Source organism: Tenacibaculum sp. SM2510 (genome assembly GCF_057002845.1).
This window is the reverse complement of sequence record NZ_CP192703.1, coordinates 1860757-1876159: the sequence shown is the minus strand read 5'-3', so window position 1 is coordinate 1876159 and position 15403 is coordinate 1860757. Positions and strand designations below refer to the sequence as shown.

15 protein-coding genes are annotated in these 15403 nt (G+C 30.5%); 8 read left to right on the top strand and 7 right to left on the bottom strand.

Annotated features, from left to right (window positions below; all coding sequences use genetic code 11):
• Positions 1 to 38: 38 nt before the first annotated feature.
• The 3 genes from ACQ629_RS08410 to ACQ629_RS08400 all read right to left on the bottom strand — a co-directional run bounded on the left by ACQ629_RS08410 (position 39) and on the right by ACQ629_RS08400 (position 2828).
• Positions 39 to 599 carry an FRG domain-containing protein gene (locus tag ACQ629_RS08410; RefSeq protein WP_483707184.1) on the bottom strand — a complete coding sequence of 187 codons (561 nt, stop codon included), beginning with the start codon at positions 597 to 599 and terminating at the stop codon, positions 39 to 41.
• Between the two features lie 1042 nt (positions 600 to 1641).
• Positions 1642 to 1938 carry a chaperone modulator CbpM gene (locus ACQ629_RS08405; RefSeq protein WP_483704046.1) on the bottom strand — a complete coding sequence of 99 codons (297 nt, stop codon included), beginning with the start codon at positions 1936 to 1938 and terminating at the stop codon, positions 1642 to 1644.
• On the bottom strand, positions 1935 to 2828 hold the full coding sequence (locus ACQ629_RS08400) for a DnaJ C-terminal domain-containing protein (RefSeq protein ID WP_483704044.1): 894 nt from the start codon (positions 2826 to 2828) through the stop codon (positions 1935 to 1937). Before ACQ629_RS08400 ends, ACQ629_RS08405 begins: the two co-directional genes overlap by 4 nt.
• Before the next feature lie 251 nt (positions 2829 to 3079).
• On the opposite strand from ACQ629_RS08400, the gene ACQ629_RS08395 reads away from it, so the two are divergent.
• Both ACQ629_RS08395 and ACQ629_RS08390 read left to right on the top strand, forming a co-directional pair.
• On the top strand, positions 3080 to 4939 hold the full coding sequence (locus ACQ629_RS08395) for a B12-binding domain-containing radical SAM protein (protein ID WP_483704042.1): 1860 nt from the start codon (positions 3080 to 3082) through the stop codon (positions 4937 to 4939).
• 164 nt (positions 4940 to 5103) lie between these two features.
• On the top strand, positions 5104 to 5487 hold the full coding sequence (locus ACQ629_RS08390; RefSeq protein WP_483704040.1) for an ankyrin repeat domain-containing protein: 384 nt from the start codon (positions 5104 to 5106) through the stop codon (positions 5485 to 5487).
• A gap of 68 nt (positions 5488 to 5555) precedes the next feature.
• Here the strand turns inward: ACQ629_RS08390 and amaB are convergent, their stop codons facing one another.
• The gene (gene amaB, locus ACQ629_RS08385; protein ID WP_483704038.1) at positions 5556 to 7097 is read right to left on the bottom strand and encodes an L-piperidine-6-carboxylate dehydrogenase; all 1542 of its coding nucleotides are present in this window, start codon (positions 7095 to 7097) and stop codon (positions 5556 to 5558) included.
• Positions 7098 to 7208: 111 nt separating this feature from the next.
• On the opposite strand from amaB, the gene ACQ629_RS08380 reads away from it, so the two are divergent.
• On the top strand, positions 7209 to 8261 hold the full coding sequence (locus tag ACQ629_RS08380; protein ID WP_483704036.1) for an isoaspartyl peptidase/L-asparaginase family protein: 1053 nt from the start codon (positions 7209 to 7211) through the stop codon (positions 8259 to 8261).
• On the opposite strand, the gene ACQ629_RS08375 is transcribed toward ACQ629_RS08380, so the two are convergent.
• Complete coding sequence (locus tag ACQ629_RS08375) at positions 8262 to 8618, bottom strand: DUF6970 domain-containing protein (RefSeq protein ID WP_483704034.1); 357 nt, start codon at positions 8616 to 8618, stop codon at positions 8262 to 8264.
• Between the two features lie 183 nt (positions 8619 to 8801).
• Between ACQ629_RS08375 and ACQ629_RS08370 the strand changes: the two genes are divergently transcribed.
• The 4 genes from ACQ629_RS08370 to ACQ629_RS08355 all read left to right on the top strand — a co-directional run bounded on the left by ACQ629_RS08370 (position 8802) and on the right by ACQ629_RS08355 (position 12644).
• Positions 8802 to 9776, top strand: a complete 975-nt coding sequence (locus tag ACQ629_RS08370; RefSeq protein ID WP_483704032.1) for a LuxE/PaaK family acyltransferase — start codon at positions 8802 to 8804, stop codon at positions 9774 to 9776.
• Between the two features lie 58 nt (positions 9777 to 9834).
• Positions 9835 to 10281: a YHS domain-containing (seleno)protein gene (locus tag ACQ629_RS08365; RefSeq protein ID WP_483704030.1), complete on the top strand. Its 447-nt coding sequence runs from the start codon at positions 9835 to 9837 to the stop codon at positions 10279 to 10281.
• A gap of 109 nt (positions 10282 to 10390) precedes the next feature.
• Positions 10391 to 12037, top strand: coding sequence for a glycerol-3-phosphate dehydrogenase/oxidase (locus ACQ629_RS08360; RefSeq protein WP_483704028.1), 1647 nt, complete (start codon positions 10391 to 10393; stop codon positions 12035 to 12037).
• A 100-nt stretch (positions 12038 to 12137) separates the two neighbouring features.
• On the top strand, positions 12138 to 12644 hold the full coding sequence (locus tag ACQ629_RS08355) for a hypothetical protein (protein ID WP_483704026.1): 507 nt from the start codon (positions 12138 to 12140) through the stop codon (positions 12642 to 12644).
• Here the strand turns inward: ACQ629_RS08355 and ACQ629_RS08350 are convergent, their stop codons facing one another.
• Positions 12645 to 13349 (bottom strand): TIGR04283 family arsenosugar biosynthesis glycosyltransferase, encoded by a 705-nt coding sequence (locus ACQ629_RS08350; RefSeq protein ID WP_483704024.1) that lies wholly within the window; start codon positions 13347 to 13349, stop codon positions 12645 to 12647.
• A gap of 21 nt (positions 13350 to 13370) precedes the next feature.
• On the opposite strand from ACQ629_RS08350, the gene ACQ629_RS08345 reads away from it, so the two are divergent.
• On the top strand, positions 13371 to 14141 hold the full coding sequence (locus ACQ629_RS08345) for a DUF547 domain-containing protein (RefSeq protein WP_483704022.1): 771 nt from the start codon (positions 13371 to 13373) through the stop codon (positions 14139 to 14141).
• Here the strand turns inward: ACQ629_RS08345 and ACQ629_RS08340 are convergent.
• Positions 14134 to 15402, bottom strand: a complete 1269-nt coding sequence (locus ACQ629_RS08340; RefSeq protein WP_483704020.1) for an MFS transporter — start codon at positions 15400 to 15402, stop codon at positions 14134 to 14136. The genes ACQ629_RS08345 and ACQ629_RS08340 overlap by 8 nt on opposite strands.
• Between the last annotated feature and the right edge of the window lies 1 nt (position 15403).

Sequence of the window (15403 nt, the reverse complement as noted above, 5' to 3'; positions counted from 1 at the left end):
AAAAAAAAGGAGCAAGAAATTAATTACACACGTTCTTGTTAGTTGTGATTCTTTTTTATTCTTTCGACTTCTTTTCTAATTCCGTTCAAATCAGGTTGGATAGTTAGCCAATTAATATTTAATATCTCAAGTCTTTTTATAATTCGCCAAGCAACTCTATGAGATAGAGTAAATAAACTCGGCTTTCCAATTTTTTGCTTAATAAGTTTTTCATTTTCATCACTTCTTTTACAATCAAATAAATAATTATCTAATGACTTTATTTCTCCTTTTTGATTGAAAAGGTTTTCATCTATTGAACGACCCTCAAAATAATTAATAAATAATCCTTGTTGAGCAATCATATTATTATTTTGAAATCCTTCAACAAATATTCTCTTTAAATAAAAATCTTCTTGAGAAATGTCGATTAAACGCTCTGGAATTGCCCAAATTCCTATTTTAGAATTATCATCTTTTGTCCAAGGATTAATTTTTTCTGAAGCGAAAAATATTGCTTTATTAGGATTAAAAGTAAAATCCAATAATCTTGTTTGTACTCCATAATGTTGAGCTAAAGCTAATTCTTTAAGCTGTTCTGGTTTTGGAAAATCCTTTATTAGGTCAAATGCTTTAAAGTCATCATCTATAAAAACAGAGCTTATTAATTTGAATGTGTCATCCTCAATTTTATAACCCAGACTATTTAATTAATAAAATCCTTTATCTCAGGAAGGGAATGTGCATTGCCAGACTTTAATACATCTAATCCATTAATATTTTCCTTAGAGTTTAAATCACGAAAAGCAGAAGGAATTAACTTCCAGTTTGAATTACGATGCCCTCTAAAAATATATTTTGCGTCAATATTATCAAAACTCGTTTGATATAATTCGGAAAAAGGATTGTTAAAGCATTCAAAGAAGTCATCACTATTTTCTTCGAATTCATATACCCAATGAGTAATATTATCTATCGGTTTTATTCCTCGAATTATTTTTCCTCGTGGATTAACTTCCGCTTCTTGTTTAATTCTAATGGTAATTCATTTAATCGATTCATATTATTTTTCAAAATTGCAGGTATCAATATAAAGAATACAATCCCATTTCAATCAATTATATTCAACGATACCAAGTTATCAAAAAAAGAACTAAAAAATCAACATAAATTCTAAACAAACCTCAAATTGGTAAATCGTTTATAGCAATAAAATATGCTAGGGTTTATAAACGTACCAATAGTTTTAACAAATCAGCTAAAAAGTACTGTCTTAAAAAGTTTCTTTACTCTTTATTTATTTTTTATGGCTATAAACACGCTTTTAATAACACCTCCTTCTACAAAATTAAACACAGTTTATCCAGCAGCTACCTATATTAAGAGGTTTTAGAATCGAAAGATAAAAGCTGCGTAAATGGATTTTTCAGCAAGGATCAGTATATAAAATAAATTCTGTAATGAATTATATACGTGTTCTAGAGGCTACAGAATTACTAGTTGTATTTAATAACGCATTAATAAGTGCCTGTACTTAATGGGTAAATTATCAACTACTTACTCCGTATAAAAAGAATAAAATAAAAAAGGCAGTGATGTAAAATCACTACCTTTAATTTATTAATTTGTAACACTATTTCAGGACGTCACAAAATAAATATTTTAGTCATTTTCATAAAGTCTTAATCTGTTTTTAAGGGTATTTAGCTCATGTTGTAATTCTCTTTCCTTCTCTAATAAATTAAAAACTATATCAATACCTTCTATATTAACATTTAACTCGTTGTGAAGTCTAATTATTTTTTCAAGATTGCTAATTTGGTCTTGATGAATATATTGATTTTGTTCAATAATTTCAAACTCTATGAGCCCTATTTGAGTTAAAGCATCTATAAATGAAATTTCAATATTATAATGCAAACAAATGGTTTTTATCGATATTAATTGTTGCTGAGTCATGCTATTTTAAGTTTTTGTAGTTCTTTAAATAATGAGATCTCTTTTTCACTTAAATCCGTAGGTGTTTTTATGTGATAAGTGATAATTAAATCTCCAAAATCCCCTTCTTTTTTATAAACCGGAAATCCTTTTCCTTTCAATTTTACTTTCGATTCATTTTGCGTTCCAGGCTTTATTTTAAGCTTAACTTTATCATTAAAAGTGTCTACAGTAATATCGCCACCTAAAATAGCTGTATAAAAATCTAACGTTACATTTTGAAACAGGTTATTACCCTCACGTTTAAACTCTGTATGATTGTTGATGATAAATTTGATGTACAAATCACCATTGGGACCCCCATTCATTCCTTGTTCTCCTTTTCCTTTTATTTTAATTACTTGCTGGTTTTCAACTCCTGCAGGAATTGTTAATCTTATTTTTTTGTTGTTAACCGTTAAAACCTGCTGTTGTGAGGTATATACATCTTTTAAATTCAACTGCAATTCTGCATTGTAATCTTGCCCTCTAAATTTAGCACTTTGTCGCTGTCTTGAAGACGATGTACCTCCTTGAAACATGGATTCGAAAAAATCTGAATATTCTTGATTTGAATACCCTTGCTGGTCTGATTGATACTGAGAGTTTTGTTGACGTTGACTTTTGGGGGTTTCAAATTGTTCTCCATTTTTCCAATTCTCACCATTCTTATCGTATTTTTTACGGTTTTCAAGATTACTTAAAACTTCGTTTGCCTCATTTATTTCTTTAAATTTTAACTCAGATTCTTTGTTGTCTGGATTTAAATCAGGGTGATATTTTCGAGCGAGTTTACGGTATGCATTTTTTATTTCCTTTTCAGTTGCTGTTTTCGAAAGGCCTAAAACCTTATAATAATCTATAAATGCCATTAGTTAATTTTTATTATATAATTAGGTAACTAGGTTAAAGAATATAATAATTTTTTAATGAATCATATTCAGCGATAGCTAAGTTATCGAAAAATGAGTTAAAATTAACCTAAATCCTATTAAAACCTAAACTTAAAAAGCCGTTTTAAAACAACATAATACACTTGAGTTTATAAACACGTTAATAGTTTTAATAAATCAGATATAATAACAACACTCTTAAGAGTATCTTTGTGCTTTATTTATTTTATATGTCTGTAAACACGCTTTTAATAACACCTCCTTTTACACAATTAAATACCGCGTATCCTGCAACCGCATACATTAAAGGTTTTTTAGAATCTAAAGATGTAAAAGCAACGCAAATGGATTTAAGTATCGAGCTATTTACTGCGGTGTTTACCAAAGAGTTTATAAATGCTATTTTTAAGCAGGCAGAAATGCTTGGTAATAGTGATTTTCCTTTAGTTGATAAACAAAAAGAAGAATACATAAATAAGGTAGATTCTGTGATGGATTATTTGCGTGTGCAAGAAGTTACAGCAGCGTATCAAATAGTACATAAAGACTATTTACCACACGGACATAGGCGCATTAAATTAAATAAGGATTTAACTACCGAATTCGGGAAATTAGGAATTTTAGACAAAGCCAAACACATTGCAACACTCTTTGTTGAAGAATTAGGCGATTATATAAATGCCAATGTTGATGAGTTTTTTTCTTTTACACGTTATGCAGAACAACTAGGAAGATCTGCCTCTAGTTTCGATACTATTAACGAGTTTTTACAATATGAAACTACCTTAATAGAAGATGAAATGTTGTATTTATTAGAAGATAAACTACAACAAGACAATTATGATTTAGTTTGTTTTACAGTACCTTTTCCTGGTAATTTGTTTTCGGCTTTACGGTGTGCACAATTTATAAAACAAAAATATCCTACCATTAAGATAGGTATGGGTGGCGGTTATTGTAACACCGAGTTAAGACGTTTGTCTGACCCAAGAATTTTTGATTTTATAGACTTTATTACTTTAGATGATGGTGAAGGTCCGTTATTAAAAATCACAGAGTTTTTAGACGGTAAAATAAAAGAAGATGGTTTAGAAAGAACTTTTATCTGTAAAAACAATAAAGTTATTTACGCTGATAAAACACCAAATACAATTTTTCATCATAAAAATTTACCCGCCCCTAGTTATGTAGGGCTTCCAACAAATAAGTATTTATCTTTTTTAGATGTCATGAATCCGATGCACAGAATGTGGTCTGATGGAAAATGGAATAAATTAACCATTTCTCACGGATGTTATTGGAAACAGTGTTCTTTTTGTGATGTTACGTTAGATTATATAGGAAATTATCAAAATACAACCGCTGATGATTTAGTGAATAAAATTGAAAAAATAATCTCTGAAACAGGAATTACAGGTTTTCATTTTGTTGATGAAGCAGCACCACCTAAAATGTTAAGAGCTTTAGCAAATAAACTACTAGAAAGAAAGGTTTATATTACTTGGTGGACCAATATCCGTTTCGAAAAAACCTTTACGCCTGAACTTTGTTCGTTGTTATCAAAATCGGGATGTATTGCGGTTACCGGTGGTTTAGAAGTTGCTTCAGATAGATTGTTGGCTAAAATGAAAAAAGGGGTAGATATTGGACAAGTTGCCAGAGTAACCAAAGCTTTTTCTGATGAAAATATTATGGTGCATGCTTATTTAATGTTTGGTTTTCCTACAGAAACAGCACAAGAAACAATTGATTCTTTAGACGTTGTGCGTCAGTTATTTCAAAACAATTGTATTCAATCTGCTTTTTGGCATATGTTTGCCTGCACTAGTCATAGCCCTGTTGGTAAAAATCCTGATGAATTTGAAATTAACATTACTGGACCAGAATTTAAAGGTTTTGCTGAAAATGATTTGTATCACGAAGATCCAACAGGAGCAGAACATCACTTATATAGCCAAGGCTTAAATACTGCTTTAAACAATTACTTAAACTACAAAGGTTTTGATATTCCTTTACATAAATACTTCGATTTTAAAACACCAAAAACAACCCAAGAAACTAATTTAATAGCAGGTTTTTTAACCACGTAAATTTAATATCAACTAATTTATGCATACTTATATTACTGATTATTAATTTAATAAAATTTCAAGAATTAATCATAAATATTTGTTAAGCCTTTCTTTTTACTGAAACGTTTTTTCTTAATCGTCGTCTTTTTAGATATAAACCGAATCTTAAAAAACGTAACATCATGAAAAAATTTGTATTTACAGTAGTAGCAATCGCATTATCTTTTGGAACTGTTTCTGCTTCAGAAATAAACAAAACAACAGTAAAAACTACTACCGAATATTCTAAAGTTAATACTTTTTGTAAGTTAATTACAGCTGGTAATTACGAAGCTGTTAAAGCGATGATTGAAAACGGAACCAATATTAACAGAAAATCTACAGGCTTAACTCCGTTAATGTTTGCTGCCAGATATAACAAAGTAGCTATCGTTAAATTACTAATTAAAAAAGGCGCTAAACTAAATTCAAAATCCGACAAAGGAAATTATACAGCGTTAGATTATGCAAAAATGTCTAAAGCACATGCAGCTTATAAAGTTTTACTAGCTACGTCAAAAAAATAAAAATTAGTATTAAAGTAAAAAACCACGCAAATTGCGTGGTTTTTCTATTTTAAAAATACTTAAACCTCTTAAAGGTCAAACTTAATTCCTTGCGCTAAAGGCAATTCATCAGAATAATTTACAGTATTTGTTTGTCTTCTCATGTACACTTTCCAAGCATCTGATCCAGACTCACGTCCACCACCAGTTTCTTTTTCACCACCAAAAGCACCACCAATTTCAGCACCAGAAGTACCAATATTTACGTTTGCAATACCACAATCAGAACCTGCGTATGATAAGAACTTTTCAGCTTCTTTCATTTCATTAGTCATAATTGCTGATGATAATCCTTGTGCAACACCGTTTTGTTTTGCAATCGCATTTTCTACTTCTCCTGAATATTTCATTAAATATAAAATCGGAGCAAAAGTTTCATGCTGTACAATTTCAAAATGATTCTCAGCTTCAATAATAGCTGGTTTTACGTAGCATCCGCTTTCGTAACCTTCACCTTCTAAAACACCACCTTCAACTAAAACATTACCACCTTCAGCTTTTGCTTTTTCAATTGCAGCTAAATACGTATTTACAGAATCGTGATCGATTAACGGCCCAATATGATTTTTTTCATCTAAAGGATTACCAATAGTTAATTGTCCATAAGCACCAACAATTGCGTCTCTTACTTTATCATATACAGATTCGTGAATAATTAATCTTCTTGTTGAAGTACAACGTTGACCACAAGTACCAACTGCACCAAATACTGCACCAGGAACTACCACTTTTAAATCGGCAGTAGGTGTAATAATAATTGCGTTGTTTCCTCCTAACTCTAATAAAGATTTTCCGAAACGTCCTGCAACAGTTGCACCAACGATTCTTCCCATTCTTGTAGATCCTGTAGCCGAAACTAAAGGAATACGCGTATCAGTAGTCATCATTTCACCAACTTTGTAATCTCCGTTAATGATAGAAGAAATACCTTCTGGCAAGTTATTTTGTTTTAAAACATCTGCAATAATGTTTTGACATGCGATAGAACATAAAGGTGCTTTTTCAGAACCTTTCCACACACATACATCACCACAAATCCAAGCTAAGGCTGTATTCCAAGCCCAAACTGCAACAGGAAAGTTAAATGCCGAGATAATACCAACTACACCAATTGGGTGCCATTGTTCTCTCATTACATGCATTGGGCGTTCAGACGGAATTGTTTGTCCGTTTAACTGACGTGATAAACCAACAGCAAAATCACATATATCGATCATTTCCTGAACTTCACCGTAACCTTCTTGTAAAGATTTACCCATTTCATAAGAAACTAACTTACCTAATGGTTCTTTTAATTCTCTTAATTTATTACCAAACTGACGTACAATTTCTCCTCTTTGTGGAGCTGGCATATCTCTAAAAGATAAAAATGCCGCTGTAGCCGTTTCCATTACTTTTTCATAATCTTCTCTTGTAGTAGATCTTACCTTACCGATTAGTTTCCCATCAACTGGTGAGTAACTTTCAATAATTTCTCCGTTAGAAAAGTTATTAGAACCTGTAGAGGTTCCTTCGTTTATATCTTTTACTCCTAATTGAGCCAAAGCTTCTTTGATACCAAAATCTGCCATTTTGCTGTTCCGTTTAAGTTGTTTAAATTCGAGGAACGAAATTACAAATAAATTTACACTTTTTTAAATTTAACAAAAACAATACTTATTGTTTAATTTTAAACATTTATTATGAAAAAAATGCTATTTATCGCTTCGTTTTTATTAATTTTCTTAGGATGTAAAACAGAAGAAATATCAACAAAAAAAGAAGTTGCTAAGAAAGTAAATGATTTTGCTATTATAATTCATGGTGGTGCCGGCACTATTTTGAAGAAAAATATGTCTGATGAAAAAGAGGTTGCTTATAAAACGAAGCTAGAGGAGGCTATAAAAGTCGGTCATACTATTTTAAAAAATGGTGGAACAAGTCAGGAAGCAGTAATGAAAACAATTCAAGTAATGGAAGAATCGCCACTATTTAATGCAGGAAAGGGCGCTGTTTTTACCCATGAGGAAACCAATGAATTAGATGCTTCTTTTATGGACGGAAAAACCTTAAACGCTGGCGCAATAGCTGGTGTAACCAATGTAAAAAGCCCTATAGAATTAGCAATAAAAGTTATGACAGATTCTGACCATGTAATGCTTTCTGGAAAAGGAGCTGCCATATTTGCCGAAGAAAAAGGGTTGGAAATTGTAGATCCAAGCTATTTTTATACCGAAAAACGTTTTAAATCGCTTCAAAGGATAAAGAATAAAAACAAAACAGCGTTAGATCATGATGACAAAAAAGCTGCTTTTTACGATGCTGATATTAAAAATGCAAAATTCGGAACTGTAGGTTGTGTTGCTTTAGATAAAAGCGGGAACATTTCTGCCGGAACTTCTACTGGTGGAATGACAAATAAACGTTGGGGTAGAATTGGTGATTCTCCTGTTATTGGTTCTGGTACTTATGCAAATAATTTAACTTGCGGAGTTTCATCAACCGGTTGGGGTGAATATTTTATCCGAAACCAAGTTGCTTATGATATTTCTGCACAAATGGAGTACAAAAACATTTCTTTAAAAGAAGCAACTACTGATGTTATTCAACGCAAATTAACAAAGCTTGGTGGTACTGGAGGTGTTGTAGCCTTAGATAAAAATGGTAATATGGTTTTTGAATTTAATACTACCGGAATGTACCGTGCTTCAATGGATGATAAAGGAGTATTAGTCGTGAAAATTTATAAGGAATAACTATTCGAAATTCTTCCATAATAACTTTTCATCTGTTGCTTTTTCTGAAAAATCAGAACAAGAAACAGCTCCTATAATTCCGCCAAAAGTACATATAATTTCTTTCTTGGAATTGTATAATCTAGAGGTTCCATCTGGACATTGATAACAACTTTCTACTAAAAAAACAAGTTCACCATGATACATATATTGCAGTATCATTACCTTGTTTTTAACATTATTTTTTTCGAAAGAAGTTTTCATGTCTTTTAACCAAGAAATACTATTTAACGAATTGGATGTTTGATTCTTTTTTACAACAGTACTTTTACAAGAAACCATTATAATTATTAAAAGCACTATTATTATTCTTTTCATAATTAATATTAGATTACAACTTTACAAACTTACACCAAAATAGTTTTAATCATTTAAATGCAAAAAAAGATAATAGTAATGCTTTTCTAAATCAATATTTATCATTCAAAACTTCTCTCTTTATCAGAAGATGAAAAAAAGATAAAAAGTTTGTGTTAAATACTGTTATTTTTGCAAAAGTTTATGCAAAAAAAAATATTCAACATACGAAGTCAAGAAGATTTCACGAAAATAGCAATTGAAGTATTTAAACATCAATTTAAACACAATAAAGTTTACCGCTCTTTTTGTGATTTATTGTATGTTCATCCAAGTGATGTTACTACTATAGAACAGATTCCTTTTTTACCAATTCAGTTTTTTAAAACTAAAAATATTCTTTCATCTACTGATAAAGTTCAAGAAACGTTTTCAAGTTCTGGTACTACAGGTAGTATAACAAGTAAGCATTTAGTTACAGATTTATCTTGGTATGAAGAAAGCTACTTAAATGGTTTTAAGTATTTTTATAAAAATATAGAAGATTATGTAGTTTTAGCATTATTACCTAATTATTTAGAAAGAAAAGGGTCTTCTTTAGTATATATGGTTGATGATTTAATTAAAAAATCTAACCACAATGAAAGTGGATTTTACCTAAATAACTTAGATGAATTAGCTAAAAAACTCATTGAATTAGATAAAAAAGGGCAAAAAACCTTACTCATTGGTGTTTCTTTTGCATTATTAGATTTAATTGAGAAGCAACAATTTAATCTGAAAAACACCATTATAATGGAAACAGGTGGAATGAAAGGTCGCAGAAAAGAACTCGTGCGCCACGAATTGCATACTATTCTTTATAATGGATTTGGTGTAAAAAAAATACACTCTGAGTATGGTATGACAGAGCTATTAAGTCAAGGTTATTCTAAAGGAAACGGTGTTTTTAATTGTCCGCCTTGGATGCGTATTTTAACAAGAGATACTGAAGATGCGTTAACAGTTTTACCAAAAGAAAAATCGGGAGGAATTAATGTTATCGACTTAGCAAACTATAATTCTTGTTCATTTATTGCAACACAAGACTTGGGAAAAGTAAATCTAGATAATAGCTTTGAAATTATTGGGCGCTTCGATAATTCTGATATTCGTGGTTGCAACCTAATGGTTTTATAGTTTATTTAAAATAGATTGTAATTGCAGTAACTATTCTTCGACTAAGTTTTAAAATTACATGAAACAATTAATAACTTTTTGTTTGCTAATAATATCTATCGCTTTGGTAGCACAGAAAACAGACTATAATATAACTAACGGATATATTAATGAAGGTTATGATGTTGTTTCTTACTTTACAAATAAACAACCATTAGAGGGTGAAAAAAAACTTACTACTACCTTTGATGGTATAAAATATAAGTTTTCTTCAGAAAAAAATTTACAACAATTTAAAGAAAATCCAAAAAAATACATTCCTCAATATGGTGGCTATTGTGCTTATGCAATGGGAAAAAGAGGTGAAAAAGTAGCTATTGACCCTGAAAATTTTGAAATAAGAGATGGTAAACTCTATTTATTTTATAATTCTTGGATAAACAATACATTAAAATCTTGGCAAAAAGAAGGGGCAGAAAAATTACAAAAACAAGCAGATATAAATTGGTTAAGAATGAATCAGTAAATGATTTATTCGTTGCGGGGGCAACTATAAAGGGCTGAATTTATTCAGCCTTTTTTTTTGTGTTTTTTACTTTATTTTATTCTTACTTTTGTTAAATAAAAAGCTAGCTATGAACCACTTTTCTTTTTTCAATCGAAAAAACATTCAACAAGAATTACAAGAAACTGAATTTGATATTTTAATTATTGGTGGAGGAATTACTGGTGCTGGAATAGCATTAGATGCTGCATCTAGAGGCATGAAGGTTGCTTTAATTGAAAAAAATGATTTTGCTTCTGGTACTTCAAGTAAATCAACAAAGCTAATTCATGGTGGTTTACGTTACCTAAAACAATTCGATTTTTGGCTGGTAAAAGAAGTTGGTACCGAGCGAGCTATTGTTCATAAAATAGCACCGCATTTAGTAATTCCCGAAAAAATGATTTTGCCCTTAATTGATGGAGGAACTTATGGGGCTTGGTTAACTTCTATCGGATTAAAAGTATACGATGTTTTAGCTTCTGTAGAAGGGGATGATAAACGTAAAATGCTTGACAAAGAGGAAGCACTTAATAAAGAACCTTTATTACCCAAAAATATTTTAAGAGGCGCAGGCTATTACGCTGAATACCGTACAGATGATGCTCGTTTAACAATAGAAGTACTAAAAACAGCCAGCCAATACAACGCACAAATACTTAATTATACAAAAGCCAATGAGTTTATTTACGAAAATAAACGTGTAGTTGGCGCCAAGGTTACAGATGTTTTTTCAAACGAAGAGTACGATATTAAAGCAAAATATGTAGTCAATGCTGCAGGACCATGGGTAGATGAACTTCGTCAAATTAACAACTCTAAAATTGGCAAAAGACTTCATTTAACAAAAGGGGTTCATTTAGTTGTTGCCCATGAAAAACTACCTATAAAACAATCGGTTTATTTTGATGTGCCCGATGGTAGAATGATGTTTGCAATACCGCGTGGTAAAGTAACTTATTTTGGTACCACAGATACTAATTTTCAACAAGATAAAAATACGGTAGAAACCAATATTATAGATGCTACCTATTTAATTGAAGCCGTAAATAATATGTTTACTGATATCGAATTAACTTTAGATGATATTCAATCATCATGGGCAGGTTTGCGACCATTAATTCATGAAGAGGGTAAATCTGCTTCAGAACTGTCTCGTAAAGATGAAATTTTTGTTTCTGATACTAAATTAATTTCAATTGCTGGTGGTAAATTAACCGGTTATCGTAAAATGGCTGAACGTATTGTTGATTTAGTTGCTAAGAAAATGGTTAGACGATTTAATGTTGAATTTGAGACCATACAAACTGAAGACATTATTTTAACAGGTGGTCCTTTTCAAAACTACAAAGCGGTAGATTTATACATACATCAAGTATATAAAAATTTAAAAAACAATGGTTTTACTAAAATTGACGCGGCCTATTTAGTACATAATTATGGAAAACAAACAGCGCTTATTATAAATAAGTTAGATGAAATAGAAGAAAAAAATATAGATCTTCGTTTATTAAAAGCAGAAATTTGGTTTACCATTCAACATGAGATGACTTGTAGTCCAACAGATTTTTTTATGCGTAGAACTGGACGTTTGTTTTTTGATAAACCTAGTGTAGATTTGTATAAAAGTGAAGTGCTAAAAGAATTTACGACTTATTTTAACTGGGATAAAAAAACTAGCCTAAGACATGAAGAAGAATTGGATACTAAAATTAATTTAGCAGTAAATTTTAATTAGATGTCTTGGCATAGTAATTGAGTATGAAAAAAGAATTATATATTTGACCTTAAGTTACAAAACCCCTAAACCAGTAGTATTGGTTTTAAAAAGTACTAAAATGAAACAAAAAATTACCCTTATAATCCTTATATTATCAAGTTTTATAGCAACTTCTCAAACAAGTAATATAGTATCGTCTTCAGATTTTGAGGCTTTCAAAATAAATACCATAGCATTAAAAGATCTTAAAAAAACTAAAGGAAAGCAACCTGCTGTTGAGGCTTTATTAGGTGCTGTAACTTCTTATAGTGTTGATGAAAATGAAAGTTATTATTATTTTATTTTTAAAGGACTTAAAATAGATTTTTCTACAATGGGTAAAAGTAAACCTTATATAGAATCTTTTGAAATAAATAGTAACGAGTCTTCTTTAACCATAAAGGAAACTTCTGTCACCATAGGAGACAATATTAGTAAATTAGGAACTATTGTTTTTAGCCTTGGTAGAAATGGCTCAAAAAGTATTTTATACGCTGTTTGTGAAGACTGCGACAGTTTTGTTAATATTGAGTTTGATCAAACAACAAATATTATTACTAAAATTAGTTATATGGATATGAGCTAATTATACTGCTTCTCTTAATAAGTTTTTATATTTTCTTCTAAGGGTTCGTGGATTTACACCCAGCTTATATAAAATAAAAACATATCCATTTATTAAATTCACTTTTAACCAAGAGTTATTATCATACTTTCTAGCGCTCACTGTTGCTTTAGATTGAATAACTGTATATTTAATATTCTTATCTCTTATTCTATCCATCATTTCAAAATCTTCCATGATGCAATAATCTTCATTAAAACCTTTTAACTCGTTAAAAGTTGTTTTTAAAAAGAACTGGCACTGGTCACCTCCCCCCGCTAATAAACTATCTTTTTTCGTAAAATAACTATTAACATCTAACATAAAAGATGGCCTATCAAAATTATATGAAAAAAATCCAGCTTTATAATTACTTTTAATAGCAGTTGTTATCTCTTCATAAAAGTTAGATGGTAGCTGAACATCAGCGTGTAAAAAAACAACAATATCGCCTGCTGCTTTAGCGGCTCCAAAATTCATTTGTACTGCCCTCCCTTTTTTAGGACTGTTATAAAATATAACATTGTCGAATTTTTTGCATACATTAATAGTATCATCTGTGGTTTCTGGTGAGTTTGAAATAATTATTTCAACGGGTTTTTTGTAAGCTATTTCACTTAAAAACGACAGTCTTTTTAGTAGGTTACTTTGCTCGTTATATGCAGGAATAATGATGCTTATTAGCATAAATACATTAATTTAATTATTATGAAAAAATATTTATTTATTATTCTTTTGCTTCTTACATGCACGCTGATTGCGCAAAATAAAACGGACTATATAAAAACATCGCAAGACTTATTAACTCGTATTGTAAATGGAGAGTCATATGAAAAAGAAGTTGCAATACTCGAAAAAACTACTCTAACCAATTTAATAACTCAACTTCCTAAAGATAAGCATAAAAAAACTTTTTGGATTAATATTTATAATGCTTTTATTCAAATACATTTAAATAAAAACCCTAGTTTATTTGAAGATAAAGGAACATTTTTTAAAACAAAAAGAATTAAAATTGCTGGTGAAATTCTTTCTTTTGACGATGTAGAACATGGTATTCTTAGAAAATCGAGGTGTAAAATTAGTTTAGGGTATTTAAGAAAACCTTTTAGAGCTAAATGGGAAAGAAAACTAAGAGTTAATGATATTGATTGGAGAATTCACTTTGTATTAAATTGTGGTGCCAAAAGTTGTCCGCCAGTTGCTGTTTTTTCTTTAGAAAAATTAAACGATGAACTAGATTTTATGGTTACCAATTATTTAAAAGAACATACTACGTTTAATACAGAAAATGAAACGGCAAGTTCTTCTGCATTAATTTCTTGGTTTAGAGGTGATTTTGGTGGTAAATCTGGCGCTCGTGAAATTTTAAAAAACTACGGGATAACTCCTACCAAGCCAAAAAAAATAAAATTTAATGATTATGATTGGACTTTATATTTAAATAATTTTAAAGAATTACCTAAGAACCTTAATTAGATTTTTCGTGCGCTTCAAAATCCTTAGTTAAATCTAACCTACGTAATGTTGGGTTTACAATTCCTGTGGTTACAACTGTAATTAAAGTCATCGTTCCACCAAAAACAACAGCAGTAACAGTTCCCATAAGTTTTGCTGTTACACCGCTCTCAAAAGCGCCTAATTCATTAGAAGAACCGACAAACATAGAGTTTACAGAAGCAACTCTACCTCGCATATGATCGGGTGTTTTTAATTGTAAAATTGTTTGACGAATAACCATTGAAACTCCGTCGGTAACACCACTAAAAAATAAGGCTACTAAAGAGATCCAAAAAATAGAAGATAATCCGAATATAATTATACAAATTCCAAAACCAAAAATAGCTGCTAATAACTTCATTCCTGCATTTCTACTAATAGGTATATAGGCAGTAATTAACATCGTTAAAAAAGCACCTATTGCGGGTGCAGCACGTAATGCACCAAACCCTTCTGGACCTACTTTTAAAATATCTTGTGCATATATTGGTAATAAAGCTACAGCGCCACCAAAAAGCACTGAAATCATGTCTAAAGTAATGGCCCCTAAAATAGCTTTTGTTTTAAATACAAAACTAATTCCTTCTTTTAAACTCTTCATTATTGGTTCACCAATTTTCGGGTTTAATATTGGTTTTTTCTTTACGAAAAACACCATTAAAAATGAAAATACTACCAAACCAAAAACGATACAAAGTGACCAATGAACCCCTAGCCAAGAAATGGTAAAACCTGCAAAAGCAGGACCTAATACTGAAGCCATTTGCCAAGTAGAGCTACTCCAAGTTGCCGCATTGGGATATAATTTTTTAGGCACAATTAAAGCTATCAACGAAAATATTGTGGGTCCGAAGAACGAACGTAAAAGTCCCCCAAAAAATACCAAGCCATAAATTGAATACAGCACAGTGTTTGTTTCCCAACCCTCAATAAAACTTGGTACGGTTAAAAAAAACAAGCCTAAACTTATTAATGAAAAAGCGCCTATGCAAAGTGCTAATAAATTTCTTTTTTCTTTTTGATCTACAATATGACCTGCAAATAAGGCCATAGATACTGCTGGAATAACCTCCATCAAACCAATAATTCCTAATGATAAGGGATTTTTTGTTATACTATATACTTGCCATTCTATAATAATAAACTGCATAGACCAAGCAAATACTAGAGCAAAACGCATTAAAAGAAATAAATTAAATTCTCTAATTCTTAAAGAAGCATACGGATCTTTCTTTTCCATT